Source organism: Sphingobacterium pedocola (assembly GCF_015209965.1).
GTDB lineage: Bacteria > Bacteroidota > Bacteroidia > Sphingobacteriales > Sphingobacteriaceae > Sphingobacterium > Sphingobacterium pedocola.
In genome coordinates, this window is sequence record NZ_MU158690.1 from 811,028 (window position 1) to 829,256 (window position 18,229).

The 18,229-nt window shown below is 44.5% G+C and carries 9 protein-coding genes; all 9 read left to right on the forward strand.

Annotation, left to right across the window (positions count from 1 at the left end; all coding sequences use genetic code 11):
• Positions 1 to 3 precede the first annotated feature (3 nt).
• The 9 genes from C4F40_RS13500 (at position 4) to C4F40_RS13540 (ending at position 18,220) form a co-directional block, all read left to right on the forward strand.
• Positions 4 to 2,514: an alpha-galactosidase gene (locus tag C4F40_RS13500; protein ID WP_231390064.1), complete on the forward strand. Its 2,511-nt coding sequence runs from the start codon at positions 4 to 6 to the stop codon at positions 2,512 to 2,514.
• 11 nt (positions 2,515 to 2,525) lie between these two features.
• Positions 2,526 to 4,019: a phosphodiester glycosidase family protein gene (locus C4F40_RS13505; protein ID WP_196939907.1), complete on the forward strand. Its 1,494-nt coding sequence runs from the start codon at positions 2,526 to 2,528 to the stop codon at positions 4,017 to 4,019.
• A gap of 358 nt (positions 4,020 to 4,377) precedes the next feature.
• Positions 4,378 to 6,024 carry a DUF5060 domain-containing protein gene (locus tag C4F40_RS13510; protein ID WP_231390065.1) on the forward strand — a complete coding sequence of 549 codons (1,647 nt, stop codon included), beginning with the start codon at positions 4,378 to 4,380 and terminating at the stop codon, positions 6,022 to 6,024.
• 50 nt (positions 6,025 to 6,074) lie between these two features.
• The gene (locus tag C4F40_RS13515; protein WP_196939909.1) at positions 6,075 to 7,292 is read left to right on the forward strand and encodes a glycosyltransferase WbsX family protein; all 1,218 of its coding nucleotides are present in this window, start codon (positions 6,075 to 6,077) and stop codon (positions 7,290 to 7,292) included.
• A 236-nt stretch (positions 7,293 to 7,528) separates the two neighbouring features.
• Positions 7,529 to 8,131 (forward strand): RNA polymerase sigma factor, encoded by a 603-nt coding sequence (locus C4F40_RS13520; protein WP_196939910.1) that lies wholly within the window; start codon positions 7,529 to 7,531, stop codon positions 8,129 to 8,131.
• A 139-nt stretch (positions 8,132 to 8,270) separates the two neighbouring features.
• Complete coding sequence (locus tag C4F40_RS13525) at positions 8,271 to 9,467, forward strand: FecR family protein (RefSeq protein ID WP_196939911.1); 1,197 nt, start codon at positions 8,271 to 8,273, stop codon at positions 9,465 to 9,467.
• A 251-nt stretch (positions 9,468 to 9,718) separates the two neighbouring features.
• Positions 9,719 to 13,147: a TonB-dependent receptor gene (locus C4F40_RS13530; RefSeq protein WP_231390066.1), complete on the forward strand. Its 3,429-nt coding sequence runs from the start codon at positions 9,719 to 9,721 to the stop codon at positions 13,145 to 13,147.
• A 24-nt stretch (positions 13,148 to 13,171) separates the two neighbouring features.
• Complete coding sequence (locus C4F40_RS13535; RefSeq protein ID WP_196939913.1) at positions 13,172 to 15,073, forward strand: RagB/SusD family nutrient uptake outer membrane protein; 1,902 nt, start codon at positions 13,172 to 13,174, stop codon at positions 15,071 to 15,073.
• A 21-nt stretch (positions 15,074 to 15,094) separates the two neighbouring features.
• Positions 15,095 to 18,220: a SusC/RagA family TonB-linked outer membrane protein gene (locus C4F40_RS13540; RefSeq protein ID WP_196939914.1), complete on the forward strand. Its 3,126-nt coding sequence runs from the start codon at positions 15,095 to 15,097 to the stop codon at positions 18,218 to 18,220.
• The last annotated feature ends 9 nt before the right edge of the window (positions 18,221 to 18,229 follow it).

The following is an 18,229-nucleotide window of genomic DNA, read 5'->3' on the forward strand; positions in this document are numbered from 1 at the left end:
TGTTTGTTTATAGCGTTTGTCGCTGCGGTAACTCGTGTTTCTGGCGAGATAAAATGGGATGGTAGATCCTTAACTATCGAAAACGATAAGATGAAACAAGTTATTTCGTTTGACCGCGGGAAGGTCCTTCCCACCACTATCTGGCTTAAAGACCTGAATCGGGAGCTCTTGGTCCAAGGAAGTGATGTGCCCTGGTTTGAGTTCGTTTTAGATGGGAAAGTAGTCAATGCTTTGCAATCTTCGTGGCAGTATCACCATCATACCGTGCGTACCTTGAGCAATGGAGGGGAAGAATTGCTCCTCCAGATTGTGGGGCAGAAGCAATGGAAGGGATTGATCGTAGAGATCGTTAAGCAATATTTTCCGGAATCGTCTTTGACACGGGAAATGCTCCGGCTAAAAGTCGTGAACAAACAATCGTTCCACCTCCAAAAATTGGACGGGAAGCTCCATTTTGTATTTCCGCAGTACGCTTTTGTAGACCACGGTGTCTCTGCTGCTGTAAAGGAGACACGAATAGGTACGTATGCACAGGAAATTCTTCCGGATTTCGATCCTTCGCGTACATGGGATCAGCGTAACCCGGTAAATAACTTAGCGTATGCACATATGTTTGCGCCAGACTCGCTTCACTTTACCCTTCATGAGGGGCAGACCTCCCTTACAAAAGGACCCTTCCAAACAGTAGAATTGGATGGTTATACGATCTTGTCGGCCTACGAACACGCTTCGCAAGATACAAGACGAGGCTTTCAGACGATGTACCAGGCGAATTCAGATAACGCTTTCAAAAACGATGATGCACAGGGTGTAGTAGGCGAAAGCAATTTGGATAGTACCGACGAAAGCCTATGGTTTCTGGGTACGGAAACCACGAAAAAGGGTCATACATTAACGTTGGCTACCAAGATTTTGAGAGGAGGATATCTTCAAAACGAACCAGTTACCCGTGCCAAATCATATGAAACGGTATGGACAGCGATAGCATGTTATCAAGATGTAGCCCAAACTAACGAAGTGGTCCATCGGTATGTTTTAGAACAAATTACAGATCATAGCCTATCCCGAAAACCGCTGTATTACTATAATACCTGGGGTATGCAACGGGCGGCAGGTGATGTCAGAGCTATATACACCGAAGAACGTATCAAGGAAGAGATTGGTTATGCAGCTTCTTTAGGCGTAGACCTATTTGTCTTGGACGACGGCTGGGAAGTGACGCAAGGTGTTTGGACTCCTAACGAGCGTTTGGTACAGGGAATAGCACCGTTGATTGAGGAGATCAAACAAAAGGGGATGATACCGGGGATATGGATGTCTCCCATGGGGATCGACGCTACCGCAGAACGTTTCAAGGCACATCCGGAGTGGGTGATATTGGATAAGCAAGGTAATCCTGTCAAAGGGCAGTGGAATCATCCGGTTTTTGACGTTGTCAGTGATTTTTACGACGTTTTTGTGGATGACTGCAAATGGCTCATCGATCAGGGTGCCCGTTTCTTCAAGTGGGACGCCGTCAATTCATTCCCTAGCTCGCTTCCCGGGCTACATCATGGCGATGATCTGCATAGTCCGCAAGAACGCAAAGATCGCTATGATTATTTAGTTCCTTTTTACATGACAAAAGCGATGCGCGAGCTTAGAGAATACCATCCCGACGTGGTCGTAGAAATCGATCTTACCGAGCCGCAGCGTTGTTTAGTGGGGTTGATGCCGTTACAGGAAGGTAAGTTTTTTTGGATGAATAATGGAGCTTCGGCGTACGGGGACTACAGCACCCATCGTGCGAAGTCAATGCGCGGTATAATCAATAGGTTTTCCGGGATATTACCGCTGCAAGTATTCACCTTTGCCGTATATCCCCATAATGCTGCACCCTTTTACGCACAGCGCTATAATGTCAATACCGCGCTGGTAGCAGGACGAGGTTTCTGGGGTAACCTTAAGCAACTTAATGAAGGCCAGCGATCGTCCGTATACGCGCTAGTGAGCAAACAAAAGCGGGTCTTGCCACATATCAGCCACCTGCCTATCCAAGTGATGGGAAAAGTCGGCGCATCCCCAGAATTATACAGCAGTATAGATAGGGAAAAGTCATTTGGACAAGTTGTCGGGTTTAGTGGTTCTGCATTATCGTATGATCACCGCGTTGAAGTAGTCGGGAAACAGTTATTGGCCGTGCTCAATCATAGCTATTCGCTAACGGAGAACGGACTCCATTTACCTTTTCAATTTGTAATGCCCGATGATACGCGAGAAGCCTTCATCTTAGGAAATAACGATGCAGGAATATCAATTGTATCGTCAACAGGATGGCTTAATGATGTCGTTTTGGAAAATAATAGCTTGACTGTCCAAATTGGGTCGGACACGGAGTTAGTGATTCGATTCTCTACGAAGGTTTCCGAGATGTGGGTCGATGGCGAGAAACAGAAAAGTCAGTCAAAACTGGACGAAGGTCTATTAAAATACACTAGAAAAGCGGGAGAAACACTTAGGATAAACTGGGAATAATATCAAATAACATGATCAGGACGAAACGTATTTACAAACAACAGTTAATTTTTTTTATGACCATGCTTTGTCTGCTCAGCTGTAGCAAGACAACGGCCGTCGATGATGCCATCAATGGTCAAAGACTGGTCTCGGCGACAACCTTGCGCGCCCATCCAGGATATTATAGAATGGGGCTCTCTTTCGTAGCCGATAAAGCGGATGTGAGTCGCTGTGAAGTGGCTTGGGGTAATCCAAAGCAGCGTATCAATATTGATATACAGCAGTCTTCCAATGATACCATTTATACGGTTATCGAAGATTTGATGGAAGGTAAGTATACCTTTGACGTGATCACCTATGACGCTAACGGCGTGATCTCTGATCTCACGCTTCGGGTACATACTACCGTGTATGGTGATAATTACGCGGCTTCACTGACCAATCGCTCGGTACGGGATATATATTTTATCGGGAACACCATTCCGTATATCGAATGGTTGCCAACGGTCGGACAAGACTTAGGCATAGCGATAAGGTATCAGCGTGAGAACAATAGCCCGCGCATGAAATTTTCTGAACGAGCTGCATCTGTCGTCGAATTACCCGAATACAAAGCGGGGGGTATGATAACTTATCGCACGGCTTACTTGCCCGAACTCCACGCTATAGATACGTTGTATGCTGCCGAAGTGCAACTAGCAGCGCCTCCATACTACAGTAGCATAACGAATAAACATGTCGCGGAAAAATCGGGTCTGGTCAGCCAGATTGTCTCACAATCTACCATTAGTCTCCACGAGGGCGTAGATTATTCTACACTCCAATTTCAGAAAGCTGACCGGAACCCTGTTAGTCTTTTTATATTGGAGGCCGATCTAAACAACGGAAATCTGGGTTTAAGCACTTTGATGCCCAATAACGACACCCAATTTAGCCTTCAGACAGTTTTAGGCATGAGCCAGCACCGGGAGAATGCCGGGAGCCAGGTGGTGGCTGCCGTCAACGCAGATTTCTTTGATTGGTCCGGTTTGCCTTGGGGTCCCGTAATAATAGACGGCTCTATTGTGAAGGATTATGTCAGGGATGGAGCGGGTTCTACTTATATTGGGACGAGGAAAGATGGCAGCTTATCTATTGGCTATGCTTCTCCTCTGACAGCATTGGATTATCAACGCTTTCAAAACTTGGTGGGCGGCGGTGCACACATGCTATACAACAACGGTGTTAGGCAGGTCTTTAACGATACCGATCGCCATCCACGCACCATGGTAGGATTTACCGCCGATAAAAAAGTGTATTTCGTAGTTGTGGATGGACGACAGCCTTCCTATTCCGTTGGGATGACGATCGACGAACTAGCGTCGATCATCGGTAGTTTGGGTGTTACTTATGCCTTGAATCTCGATGGAGGAGGTTCCAGTACAATGGTTGTAAAACAAGATGGAAGCCTAAAAGTTGTCAATCGGTATTCCGACGCTTCACTAAGAGCCGTTGCAAACGCATTGGCTATTGTACATAAATAGCGATGTTGATGCAAAGGAATTTACGTAATTTTCTATTCTGAAAGTGAAACAATCTTGTTACGACAACAAATGTCTCCGCAGCAGAATCGCTTATTAGATCACTTAAACATTATTTAAATAAAAGACGGGGTTTATACGACCACTTCTGCGACAATAACGACAGGATAGCACATGACAGGAGAGCTCGTGAGAGTAGCTATACTTGTCACAGATTATAAATTTATAAGCATACGCCAATATGTACCAACTGTTTTTATTAATAAAAAATCCGAAAAGTGTTTTTTATTGTTCGATAATTTTATGTGTCGTCCTTCATTTAGCGAGCCACGCTTTATATTCCCCCGTACATGCCCAAGTTTTGGCAAGGCAAGAGACCGTTCCAATGTGGAAGCGGATTGATATTCCGTTGACGAGTGACAAAGTTTATGGTAACCCTTTTTTAGACGTGATGGTCGATGCTATTTTTACCCATGAAAGCGGTCAACAGATAGCTATACCCGGATTTTGGAACGGAGGGAATCAATGGATTGTGCGTTTCTCACCCAATCAACTTGGGAAATGGACCTATAGTATTCGTTCGAACGACAGTGCTAACGTCGCATTGGCAAAGGCGGGGGATCTTCTTGCTGTTGCTAATCATGGTAGTACTGAATTGGATCGTCGGGGCTTTGTACAGCTTTCATCAAATAATCGATATTTCACTTATTCCGACGGTCATCCATTTTTTTGGTTGGGGGATACCCACTGGCAGGCTCCGGATTACGAACGTTTAGATGCCAATAACGATCCCAATGCAGTTAATGGTCTTGGTCAGTTCAAAGATCTGGTGGAAAATAGGTTGCGAAAGGGCTTTAATATCTACCAAACATATCCTGACGCCGCGGAAAATGATGGCGGAGGCAACCCGCGACGCTTCAATTGGTGGGTGGACCGGAAGATGCTACTTACCGCTCCTGATGCTATTCAGGTAAACCCCGAGGCATTCCGAGAAAATTTTGACGTTATGATGGATTACCTTGCAGATAGGGGGATGACCATTGCTTTGGGTTTTGGCGTTCATCAGGCTAATGCCAATAAGATGCACCAACAGTCGTTATTGCATTGGGCGAGATACCTGGTTGCACGATATGCCGCTTACCCTGTGATCTGGATTACGGCTCAAGAAGTAAATGCCTCGCCGAAGGACGGTTCCTATGAAAAGTGGATGAAGGTTGCCCAGCTAATTAGTGAACTGGATGGTTATAAAAGACCCTTGTCCATGCATACGGATCGGGATTATCCGGGTAAATATCCTAGTTTTAATGAGATGAAAGATATCTCCTGGCACCAGTTCTGGGCGATGCAGGGAGGGCATCTTCATGATAACTCGGCGGAGAATCAATCGCAGGCCTATTACGAAAAATACTGGAATGCGACGCCGAGAAAGCCATTTATAGAAACCGAAGCCAACTACGAACAATTGCATTGGCCAAAGGCAATATCGGCCGATCAGGTTCGTGAAACGGCTTGGCGTGCGTTACAATCGGGAAGCTATGGGTATACCTATGGAGCATCAGGTATTTGGGCCATGAATTGGGAAGCCGGAGATGGGCAGGGATGGGAGACTTGGTCAAAATTGAGTTGGTATGAAGCGAAAGATTTGCCCGGGTCGTTCCAGATGGGGTATATGAAACAGTTCTATTGTGCGTTAGATTTCCATCTATTGGAGCCTCGCTTCGGAGACAACCAATATGTTAAGGAACTGGATCATAATCAGCATTTTCTTTCGTCTATTGGAGATAAAGTTTATGTATTGTATAGTAAAACGGGCAAAATATTGTCTGGTCGTATTGTCAATATGCGACCTCATGCTGCGTACGCTGCCTTTTGGTTCAATCCTCGAAAAGGTACGTATCATGCCGCTGCCGATTCTGTCGTGCGTCCTGACCGGGAAGGGGGGTATACGCTGCCTAATAAGCCCGACGATAAAGACTGGGTGTATGTACTGAGAATAACGAATAAATAGTTAATACTAAAATAAAAAAGACGCATAAAGCTTTGCGCCATTAGAAGATTATGAAAAGAGTCAATGTTCTTATACTTGTATTAGTAGTAGTAATTGCTGCTGCCTGTAGCACGACAAAAAAGAAAGACGATGATAAATTGATCGTTGCTGCCTATTATTTCCCTAACTATCATTCAGGAGATGCGCGGCATGCCGCTAACCCGGATAAAGGATCAGACTGGACCGAGTGGGAATTGGTGAAAAAAGCTGTTCCGCGGTTTGACCAACATCATCAGCCCCTAGTGCCTGAATGGGGATATTTAGACGAGAAGGACCCTAAAGTCATGGAGAAAAAAATTGATGCTGCGGTTGGACACGGAGTCAACTGCTTTATCTTCGATTGGTATATGTATGAAGATGGACCATTCTTGAACTTAGCCCTGGATAGCGGCTTTTTAAAGGCGAGGAATGCAACAGATATGGAGTTTGCTTTGATGTGGGCAAATCACGATTGGATGGATATTCACCCTTATAAACTCGGCGATCCACAGCGTATTCTCTATCCCGGAAAAGTGTCGCCTGAACGCTTTGAAGAAATCGGCGATTTTTTGATCGAAACATATTTCAAGCAGCCAAACTATCTGAAGATTGACGGTAAGCCGTATTTTTCGTTGTATGATGTGCAACGTTTCGTCGAAGGTTTTGGAAGTCACGAAGCAGCCCGCAAGGCTATGGATCGATTGCGAGAAAAAGCAGTAGAGGCTGGTTTCGAAGGTATTCATTGGAATATTGTAGCTTGGGGCAGTCCAATACTTCCGGGCGAGAAGGTTCCCGAAGATACACCTAGTTTAATTCGGGAGTTGGGTTTCAACTCAGCTACGTCTTATGTATGGATACATCACGTTGATCTACCCGAGAAGCAGACAGACTACGAACAAGTGAGACAGCATTATTTCACCCATTGGGATAGTGCGGCCAAAGAGTACGGTGTACCCTATTATCCAAATGTTACAATGGGATGGGACTCAACACCTCGCTGCGATATAAATACGCCGTGGCAAACAGATGAGTATCCCTACATGAATACGATAGGAAATAATACACCGGAAAACTTCGAAAATGCGCTACGATTGACTAAGGAGAAGCTTCTTCAAGATCCATCTGGTCCTCGTATGTTAAATATCAATTGCTGGAATGAATGGACTGAAGGAAGCTATCTAGAGCCGGACAAAGTAAACGGAATGGCATATTTGGAGGCTGTTAAGCGTGTTTTTGTTGATGAAAATTAAGCTTTAGCATTACTTCCGGTCTATATTATTAAGTAGTTTGACGATTTCATGTGTGGCAACAAGTAGCGCCGATGCATTATTTATTATTCCTCATTTTTTGAACACCGTATGTATTTACGTTGCCCATTGATGTATTGAATTATAGTCGGATTGATTGATATGAAGAAATGCTTTTTGTTTTGCCAAATCGTATAAATTATCACTAACTTGGACACTAACGGTTTTCAGTGCAGATCATGGGAAAATTTCGTCCGGTACAGATAGATCACTCACTCCTTGATGCTTTACGCATAGGGAGTGAGTCTGCATTAGATACGATCTTGAAAAAGCATGGTCGGAAGCTTCTGTATTTTGCGCAGTCTATCGTCAAAAAGCCGGAAATCGCTGAGGAAGTAGTGGTAGATAGCATGGTTAAGTTGTGGGAGCACCGCGAGACATTCGAAACTTCTGATAGTGTCAGTGCTTTCCTTTACGTTGTGATCAAGAACCTTGGCATAAATTATATCAAATCTTCGTATGCGTCCCGGGAATACGATTATGAACTTACGGAGACCCTCGAAAGTCTCGATCCAGATGCCTATGCCAAAATTGTTCGGACCGAACTCCTCCAATCCATCTATGATGAAGTAAGCAAGCTTCCCGAAAAGCAAAGGGAAGTATTCAAGTTGACATATTTTGAAGAGCTAGGGACAGAAGAGATTTGCGAAAAGCTAAACATGAGTGCTCCTGCAGTATTTACAAACCGCTTCCGCGCCCTAGAGAGTCTACGCCTTGTTTTCAAAGAAAAAAACATGTGGCTGGGTCTTGTCGTATTGCAAATGCTGTTGTCCAAGCACTGATAGATTTTATCTTATTTTTTCTGATCAGTCACGCTGGCACACCTTTAATCCCTTCCTGTTTTTTTTTTCAAAAAAAAACAAATGCATGTAAGATATCATTATTTCCCTTGTCATTGTATATAGAGCACCTTTTATAAACATGAAAAAAACTGATCGTGTCGTATATTTATTACGTCGTCATATAGAGGCAACATTAACTGAAGAAGAGCAACTGGAGCTGGATGATTGGGTTAATATATCTCCTGAGTACCGGCATTTGCTGGACACGGTTTCTGATCCGAAATTGCTGTTAAGCGCGTTGGTAGATTTCGAGGAGGTATATGGTGAAAATGAAAGCGGGGCGATAAAACGGACAAAGCGACGTATAAAGGAGCGTATCAACAAGGCAAGCTCAACGAAAAAAACGCGCTTGTATCGAATGAGATGGCAACAATATGCAGCCGTGATTTTTCTAATCCTGATAGCAGGAGTTGCCGTCTGGGAGGTCAATGGAGTTCGTAAAGTAGAAAGCCAGTCAGCTGTTGTGACGGATATAGAGCCAGGAGGACGAAAGGCGGTATTGACACTTGCAGATGGCCGGAAGGTTACCTTACGTGAAGACCAGGGATCCATTCTACTAGAAAATGGTTCTATGCACTACGCAGATGGCAGCACTGTGCTCGCGGATGGCGAAGTGAGTATCGCTGATACCGATTTCGTTTCGGTTTCTGTACCCAAAGGTGGAGTCTATCAGGTGGTCCTGTCAGATGGAACTGAAGTTTGGCTTAATTCTTCTTCTCAGTTGCGGTATCCTGCACGATTTGCTGGTTCAACAAGAGCAGTAGAATTGAAAGGGGAAGGCTATTTTGCCGTCCGTTCTTTGAACAAAGGAGGCCGGAGGTATCCCTTCGTAGTGAAGACCCGTCAACAGGAAATAGAAGTGCTTGGAACACAGTTCAATGTTTCGGCATATACCGATCAACGAGAGGTGGTGACCACCTTGGTAGAAGGCAGTGTGTCTATCATGCCAGAATACACCTCAGCAAATGCGTTTCTTCTGAAATCGGGATACCAATCGGCAGTGAGTATAAATGGCAGATCCATAAGACAGGTGAATACAAGCCAGTACACGGCTTGGAAAGATGACTTGTTTTATTTCAAAAATACATCCTTTGCGGATATGATGAAGCAGATTTCACGTTGGTACGACGTAGACGTCATATATAAGGGCAAGGTTCCTAAGGATACCTTTAGTGGCAAAATGAGCCGAAGCCTTTCGCTGATGACTGTCTTAGAACTGTTGAATTTGTCTAGCGTGAATGTACAGATAAAAGGAAAAAGTGTTGTCGTTAACTAAAAAGTATCTATTAACTAAAAACTAAACAATATGAAAGAAAGAAAACTTAGCAAAATTTAGGGAATATATCCATATAGGCAAAGGGGAAGCGCTACCAACACTTCCCCAATCGTTCAGATAAAGCCTCTTATAAACCAGCGTTACTAATTGATTATAAAATATCCAAACGTACAAACGTAATAATAAATTACGAATTGTGTCATTGGAAGATGATAAAAACACACAAAATGTATAACCAGTTGCTACGAATTATGAAACTAACTTCGTTGTTGTTATTGTATTCTAGTTTGCACGTAAGTGCGGCTTCGCTTTCGCAAACAATCACGCTTCGCGTCGAGAGCCGTCCTTTGGCGGCAATTTTAGAAGCAATAGAAAAACAATCAGGATACTATATTATCTACAATGATCGTTTTGTAGATCCCACTGCCAAAGTGTCTATTCATGCAAAAAATAGGCCTTTGGAAGAAGTCCTTACAACTATATTGAAGCCCTTATCACTCTCTTATTTTGTGAAGGACAAGACCATCGCTATCGTGCAGGGCGAGACTCAAAAAAAAGCCATATCCGTCGGCGTTTTAGCTGCGGATATTGAAGCGCCGAAACAACAGACAATTACAGGCCGGGTCACAGACGAACAGGATAATCCCATGGCCGGCGTCAGTGTAGCGTTGAAGACAGGGACGGGAGGGACGACTACGAATGGGAGCGGAAATTACACGCTTTCCGTGCCACCAAATACAGTGTTGGTGTTCACGTCCGTGGGGTACGTTGCTCAGGAAATCAACGTGGGCACGCGCACTCAGGTAAATGTACAGCTATCTATATTGGAAGCAGATCTGAACGAAGTCGTCGTGGTCGCGTATGGGCAGCAGAAAAAGATCTCAGTAACCGGAGCTATTTCCAGTGTAGGAACAAGCGAGTTGCGTAAAACGCCTTCATCTAGTCTAGCTGTTGCATTAGCCGGTAGATTACCGGGCCTCTCGTCTATGCAACGAGGCGGAGGACAACCCGGCAGGGATGATGCGACGATGTACCTTCGTGGCGCTGCTACCCTCAATGGCCAAGAACCGTTGATTTTGATAGACGGTGTTCCGCGTGATAATATCCGAACCTTAGATGCTACGGAGGTCGAATCGGTAACAGTTCTAAAAGATGCATCTGCCACTGCGGTATTTGGTGTCCGTGGTGCCAATGGTGTAATCCTTATCACCACCCGTAGAGGACAAGAAGGAAAGATGGAGCTGAACGCAAGTCTTGATCAGAGTTGGACTTCTTTTACGCGCGAACCTGAGCGTATAACGTCTCTCGAATACATGAATTTGGCTAATGAAGCCGCCCTAAATAGCGGTGCAGCACTGCCCTATAGTGAAGAGACGATAGCCCGCTATGCCGATCCGTTAGCTGGATTAGATCCTAATGCACCGAATTATGATGAGCAAGTCCAAATACGGAATTACATGTATCCCAACCATGACTATTACCGGCAGTTGATTGCTAGAAACACACCGCAAAGTCGCGTCAATGTAAATGCACTAGGGGGGACGGAAAAGCTCAGCTATTTTGTCAACGGCGCTTTTTTACATCAAGGAGGTAATTTAAATACGCAGCCTGAATCTGTTTTGGGCTACGACCCTTCATCTCATATGCAACGATATAACTTTCGTTCAAACCTCGACTATAAGGTGAGCAAATACGTTAAGTCATTTCTCAACATCGGTAGCTATATTGAACGTGTAAATATGCCGTCGGCGGGCGTGTATGGCGGAGATACAAACTGGATGATACGCGATTTGATATCTCAGGCGCATTCTATGCGCCCCATAACGCCGGGTCCTCTTACTATTGATGGATTTGGAGTGGAACCGGGACAAGTCGTTTACCCAGCTTATCTCGACCGTTCCCCTTTTGAGGTTATGAATAGAAGAGGCTATCAGCATGAAGTCAGGTCAAATTTAAACGCGTCGTTCGGTGTAGACGTGTCGTTAGCAAGTATTGTAAAAGGGTTGAGCGTTAAAGGAATGATATCCTATGATACGCGTGCGACTACCATTATGGAAGCCCGTAAACAGGAAAGATTATATCTTGCGCAGGTAGACCCGGTTGCCAATACCTTAAACTACGCGGTTAGCCGGGGCGAAGAGACAATGCTCGGTCTATCCAAAAGAACAGATTCCCGTTATAACATCAACATGCAAGGATCCTTAAATTATAACAGAACATTTGCGGACAAACATGACGTAGGTGCTATGTTTTTAGGACAAAGGGATTATTGGGAGTCCACGCTAGCCGAAATACCATTCAATGTAATTGGTGTTGCCGGACGCTTTACTTATGCATATGATAATCGTTATCTTGCCGAGTTCAATGTGGGATACAACGGTTCCGAACAATTTGCTCCGAGTAGCCGGTTCGGCTTTTTCCCAGCTGCGTCCGTGGGTTGGGTCGTAACAAATGAGAAGTTCATGCCAACTATTAACTGGTTGGATCAATTAAAGTTTCGGGCTTCATACGGAAAAGTTGGTAACGACCGTATCGGAAATTATCGCTTTTTATACATGTCCAATACACAGATGGCCACTGGAGGTCCGTTACCCAGTCTAGGTAGGGGGCAGACCGTAACCCAAGGCCTGCTGGCCAACCCTAATATCAGTTGGGAAGTAGCGTTGAAGCAAAACTACGGGGTCGACTTCGGACTGTTCCAAAGCCTGAATGTTGCACTTGATTATTTTGTAGAGAACCGTAGTGATATCCTGATTGGACGTCAATCTGTACCGACTTTACAAGGTGTTCCATTAGGGAATATTCCACGAGTGAATATGGGAATCGTTAATAACAAAGGGTTCGAGATTGAATTAAACTACAAGAAAACGATAAGCGAAAAACTCCGGATTAACTTGATGGCTAATTATGGACGAAACGAGAACATCGTTGAGTTTATGGATGAGCCTATCCGGGATGAGTCATACATACATCGCTACCGGCAAACAGGATATTCTTTAGGGCAATCCTGGGGTTATAAAATAGATTATAGCAATGGAAATGGCATGTTCAACTCGAAAGAAGAGTTGGATAGTTATTTAGCAGAAACAACTTATGGCTTTGGTAGCCCACGTTTGGGAGATTTTAAATACATGGATTTTAATAAGGACGGCGTTGTAGATGATAAGGACCAGGTTCCCCTCGGCTTTAGCTCCATACCAGGCGAAACGTACGGCTTCGGATTATCGGTAGCTTATGGCGGATTTGATGTATCCGTTTTTTTTCAGGGTGTAGGGCGCTACGCTGCAGCATGGACAGCTAACCAAGGGGTCCATGAATATCTGTATGGGGGTACTTATTACGGTTATCATACCTCCGCATGGACACCCGAACGCTACGCAAACGGCGAACAAATTACTTACCCAGCCCTCAGTACAGGAAATAGCACAAACCATACGAATAACGATTTTTTTGTCGTGAATAGATCGTATTTGCGATTGCGCAACATTGAATTAGCGTATACCTTGCCAAAAAAATGGCTCCAATCAATTGGTGTTGAAGCTCTTCGGGCTTATGTCAGCGGATATAATCTAGCGCTTTGGGACAAGCTTCCGATGAACCATTTAGATCCCGAGTATATAGATCCCTTAGGTTATCCGGTGCCAAAAACATGGAATATGGGCCTGAATGTTACTTTTTAAAGAAACCGAGAAATGATATTAACAATGAAAAAACATATAACAAAGTTAATCGTGCTCTTAACGTGTTTAGGCATGTTTGCCTCTTGCAACAAAGCATTGGAGATGGCGCCGGATGGTCGTCTTTCGCTGGATGATGTTTTTGCCGATAGCGAACAAGTAGCTGCGTTTTTAAACTCATGCTACAGCAACATTCCCGGGAAGGGTTTTGGATATTACTTTTTTAGCAGAGGCCCCGTCGTGTGGAGTGACGAAGCTTGGGATACTGACGCGGAGTCCGCGGCCTCTTTCATGGCAGGAAGGCTATATAATGGAAATGCTTCGGCAGCGAATCATCCAATAGTAAACGTCAGTGACAGCCGCGGTAACGGGAACTATTGGGATCGCTATTGGGCAGCGATTCGAAACTGTTCGGAGTTTATCCAACGCATAGACGATGCTGTTGTCAGCAACCCCGCCGATAGGCAGCGTTGGAAAGCCGAAGCGCATTTACTTCGGGCTTATTACTACCATGAATTGCTCAAGTGGTATGGTGCTGTATTGCCGATTATGCGGGAACCCTATGCGTTTGACGGCGATTTCAGTCTCATTGAGAAAGCGACGTATAAGGAATTGGTAGATTTTATAGTGGAAGATTGCGACGTAGCCCTTTCAACACCTGAACTCCCTTGGCGGATTACGATGGCAGCAGAAGCGCATCGTATAACTAAAGCTGCCGGCGAGGCCATTAAATCCAAAGTCATCCTCTTTGCTGCAAGCCCACAGAACAATGACGGGCAAGATCTGTGGACTGAAGCCTACGAGATCAATAAGCAATCCTTGGAAAATCTTCGCCAGAACGGCTACGTCCTATACGATAAAGTGAATTTTCCACAAACCTATTTGTCCGATTTGTCACATATTGGCCCGGTAAAAGATGAAAATGCGTCCCGCTATAACGAGTATTTTACACGAGAAATGCAGTTCTCGCAAACCCCTGTAGACAGGGAGACGATTTATCAAAGTTACTTGAGTCATGATCAAACGGCTCATTTGGATGGCGTCGGTGCGCAGAATGGTTATAAATCTGGCACATGCCCCTCGCAGGAGCTCGTAGATGCATACGAAACGATAGACGGCCAGCCCGTGTTAAATCTTGAGCGTCCTTATTTGGATGAAAAGCATCTTGAACCAAACTATAATACAGAAAATAGTCTATATAATCCGGCTGACCCCTATGCAAACCGCGATCCGCGCTTCTATGCCTCGATTTACTATAATGGCTCTAAGCGTTATGCGTTTTGGAATTTTGCGGAAGCGCCCGGATCTGTGGAGAATTTCCCTGCTCCGATAGGCGCCAGAACTAGGGTAATAGCAACTTGGATGGGTGAACCTCAAACGGGTATCAATCCGACAAAAAGAAGCGCCACTAGAACAGGCTACTACCAACGAAAATTCTTGCACCCTACCGCCGGAACGAATCAAATCGTTTGGGGTACACGAACCAAGCTTTTTCGCTTAGGAGAGGTCATACTGAATTTTGCCGAAGCAGCGGCGGAAGCAGGTCATTTGGACGAGGCACGAACAGCCGTGAACGAGATCCGTAAACGTGTGGGGATGCCGTCGTTGCCTACAGGTTTAAGTAAAGAAGAACTTATCCTTCGGGTTAGGAATGAGCGTCGTGTGGAATTGGCTTTAGAAGAAAATAGATATTTTGATGTGCGAAGGTGGACAAAACCTAACGAAGATCTGGAAAAAACAGATCGATGGATTACGGCTATGGAAATAAGCAGAGGTCAAGACGGTACTTTTACGTATAAGAGAAGACTGGTGCGAGAAGGTGGAAGACAAAATTATACCAACAGATTTCTGTGGCTACCAATTCCATTGAATGAAGCCAACAGGCTCAGGGCGATAACAGGAGATAATTGGCAAAATCCAGGATGGTAAAACTAGAAAAAGGTATACAAAATGATAAATTATAAAATTGTATTCAAGACATCCGTTCTCCCGCTGGTTGTCTGTCTCATGACAACCGTCTCATTCGCGCAAAGCGACGCCGTGACAATCAAGGGAAGGGTAATAAACGAATATCAGCAACCGTTGAATAACGTTGTGATCAACACGGAGCTCGGCAAAAATGGTACTTCTACTGACCGTGATGGAAATTTTGAATTGTCCATTTCTGATGGTAGTACCAGGATAAGATTTGAAAGCCTGCAGTACCGTACAAAAGACACAACTGTTACTGGTATAAGCAATATATTCACATTGGTGATGGTACGCGATATCCACGGTGTGGACAAGCGAATAGATTTAGGATATAGCCATACAAGCCTCGGGGAGCTAACGGGAAGCGTGTCGACCGTTTCCGGGACGGTGTTGGAACGACATCCTGTTGCTAATCTCGACCAAACGTTGTCTGGACGTTTAGCAGGGCTAACGTCTCCAGAAATATCATCGGAGCTGTCTCGGGCGAATACCAACTTATTTGTAAGGGGTATCTCAGCGGGAAGACAGTCTGAACCACTTATTGTTATCGACGGGCTACCAGTTTCTTACAATAGTAGCCAATCGTTAACCCACATCACCCCGAGCGAAATTGAAACTATATCTGTGTTAAAAGATGCTTCTACACAAGCTATCTATGGTATACAGGGGGCTAATGGGGTTATTGTAGTTAAAACTAAGCGGGGGAAGAAAGGGGCAATCACAGTAAATGGACGAGTAGATCAGTCTTTTCAGCAAGTAATTACTAAGCCGATATTCTATTCGTCAGCAAAATATGCCGAACTTAGGAACCTGGCAGGGTTTAACGATGGAATGGGAGAATTTAGCCAATTTAGCGCAGAACAGCTAGAACACTTTCGAACAGGCGATCTTCCTGATCTGTATCCAAACAACAACTGGTATGATCGATACGTAGAAGATTACGCAACTATGCAACGTGCAGGCGTGAATGTAACAGGAGGGAATGACCGTGTATCTTATTACTCCAACGTGAACTTTATGCATCAGGGGGGGCAGTTCAAGACCGATCAGGACGAATATAGCACAAACACTAAAAACATATGGGTCAATTATCGATCGAATGTGGATTTGCGCTTTAACGATTATTTACAAGGTTATGTGCGGCTTAGCGGAAATATCAAAAGAGAAAGGACTCCTGGTAATGTGTCCAGTGCGACCGTTTACAGCAGCATTTTCCAATTACCATCAACGATGTATGGCCCGCTTACCCCTGAGGTCATAGATCCGACTAACGGAGAGGTGTCGCACGTCGGAAATGAGGTTATAACGACCGAAAGGGTAGGGGCGCCAACCTATGGGTTGCTCAATCGTAGTGGATATACCAACCATACGACTACTAATATTGTTTCGCAATTCGGTCTAGACCTCGATATGGGATTCTTAGCGGAAGGACTTAACCTATCTGGCCTTTTCGCTTACCAGACGCATTCTATGGGAAGTTTACGTACGCTACAGGATTTTGAACGATATCAACGGAAAGACGACTGGAATGTGCTGGATTTTACTAAAAAAGGTGGAGAACAAAACACACCGCTACGATATGAAAAGGGACAAACCTATTACTATAATTTAACCTATAAAGGCCAACTTGACTATCAACGTCGATTCGGAGCACACAGTATTAATGGGACAGCCTATATGTTGTTCCAAGATCTGAGCAAAAGTAACACCACTTCCCCTGAATTATTGCCATACAAACGGCTGAGTACAGGTGCGGAAGTCAATTATAACTATAATAACCGATATTTCTTTAAGGCCGTCACGGGATATGCTGGATCAGAACAGTACGCGCGTGCCTACCGCTTTATCTTTACACCGGCACTGGGAGCTAGCTGGCTTGCTTCCAATGAACGCTTTTTGGAAGAGCAACGTGCATGGCTTTCCCTCCTCAAACTGCGTGGTTCCTGGGGGAAAACAGCGAATGATCAAAGCGATTTGTTGCGGTTTGCCTACCTCGACAATATTACAGTAGGCGGGGGGGGAACCTTAGGCTATTTGCAATATGTTACCAATGAACTCCAGATCGGAAACCCTATGATACAAGCCGAAGTTTCAACGAAAACAAACATAGGTATCGATTTAGGATTGTTTAACGCAATTACCCTTACGGCAGATTTCTTTAAGGAGCGTATGGAAAATATGGTGGTAGGTGCCATAGCAGCGATACCGTCTTATCAAGGTGTTCCATTGTCAAATTACCCAAAAGTTAACGGAGGGATCTTCGAAAATAAAGGGTATGAACTAGGATTGCGCTATGAGAACGTCCTCAATGCCCGTTCTTCTTTCTATATACAAGGATTATATTCCTACAATAAAAATACAATTGTTCACTCCAATGAGGCGTTTAGGACAGATGATTTTGCTTACAGAAAAAGAGTAGAAGGGTTCTCGCATGGACAGTCGTTCGGCTATCTCGTCGATAATAGCAATGGCAACGGTTTTTTTAATTCACAAAGTGAAATTGAAGCATCAAACTTAGATTATGGCTTTGGAACACCTCGTGTAGGCGATCTAAAATACCGCGATCTAAACGGCGACGGCACGATTGATGAACGAGATCAAGCACCCCTGGGATACGGGGCTATCCCACGCATAAACTATTCTTTTGCAGGAGGTCTATCACACGGAGCGTTTGATGTACACTTTATCTTTCAGGGGTTAGGCAAATATGCTTCAAGCTACACTGGAGCCGGTATATGGGAAACCGAATTCGATGGGATTTTCGGATCGTTACACGAGAATTCGTGGACTGCGGAACGGTATGAAAGCGGGGAGAAAATTACGTGGCCAGCGTTGTCGTTAGCGAAGTCTGTTAATCATGAAAATAGTGATTTTGTTCTTTTCAACCGTTCCTATTTAAGGTTGAAAAACGTCGAAATTGGCTATACATTGGGAAAGGAGAAATTGAGGATGGGAAGTGTGAATGAGATTCGCTTCACACTAAGTGGTCAAAATCTAATAACCTGGGACAAAATGAAGTCGAAGGATTTCGGGCCTGAGGGCGGCGGCTTCCTCGCGATCCCAGCCTATCGGGTGTATAGTGTTGGTGTTAATATTGTTATGTAAGAAACTGTA

Bases quoted from the DNA above. Each gene is read 5' to 3' on its own strand.
- C4F40_RS13540 (WP_196939914.1), top strand. From the start codon at position 15,095: ATGATAAATTATAAAATTGTATTCAAGACATCCGTTCTCCCGCTGGTT.
- C4F40_RS13530 (WP_231390066.1), top strand. From the start codon at position 9,719: ATGAAACTAACTTCGTTGTTGTTATTGTATTCTAGTTTGCACGTAAGT.
- C4F40_RS13515 (WP_196939909.1), top strand. From the start codon at position 6,075: ATGAAAAGAGTCAATGTTCTTATACTTGTATTAGTAGTAGTAATTGCT.
- C4F40_RS13520 (WP_196939910.1), top strand. From the start codon at position 7,529: ATGGGAAAATTTCGTCCGGTACAGATAGATCACTCACTCCTTGATGCT.
- C4F40_RS13505 (WP_196939907.1), top strand. From the start codon at position 2,526: ATGATCAGGACGAAACGTATTTACAAACAACAGTTAATTTTTTTTATG.
- C4F40_RS13525 (WP_196939911.1), top strand. From the start codon at position 8,271: ATGAAAAAAACTGATCGTGTCGTATATTTATTACGTCGTCATATAGAG.
- C4F40_RS13535 (WP_196939913.1), top strand. From the start codon at position 13,172: ATGAAAAAACATATAACAAAGTTAATCGTGCTCTTAACGTGTTTAGGC.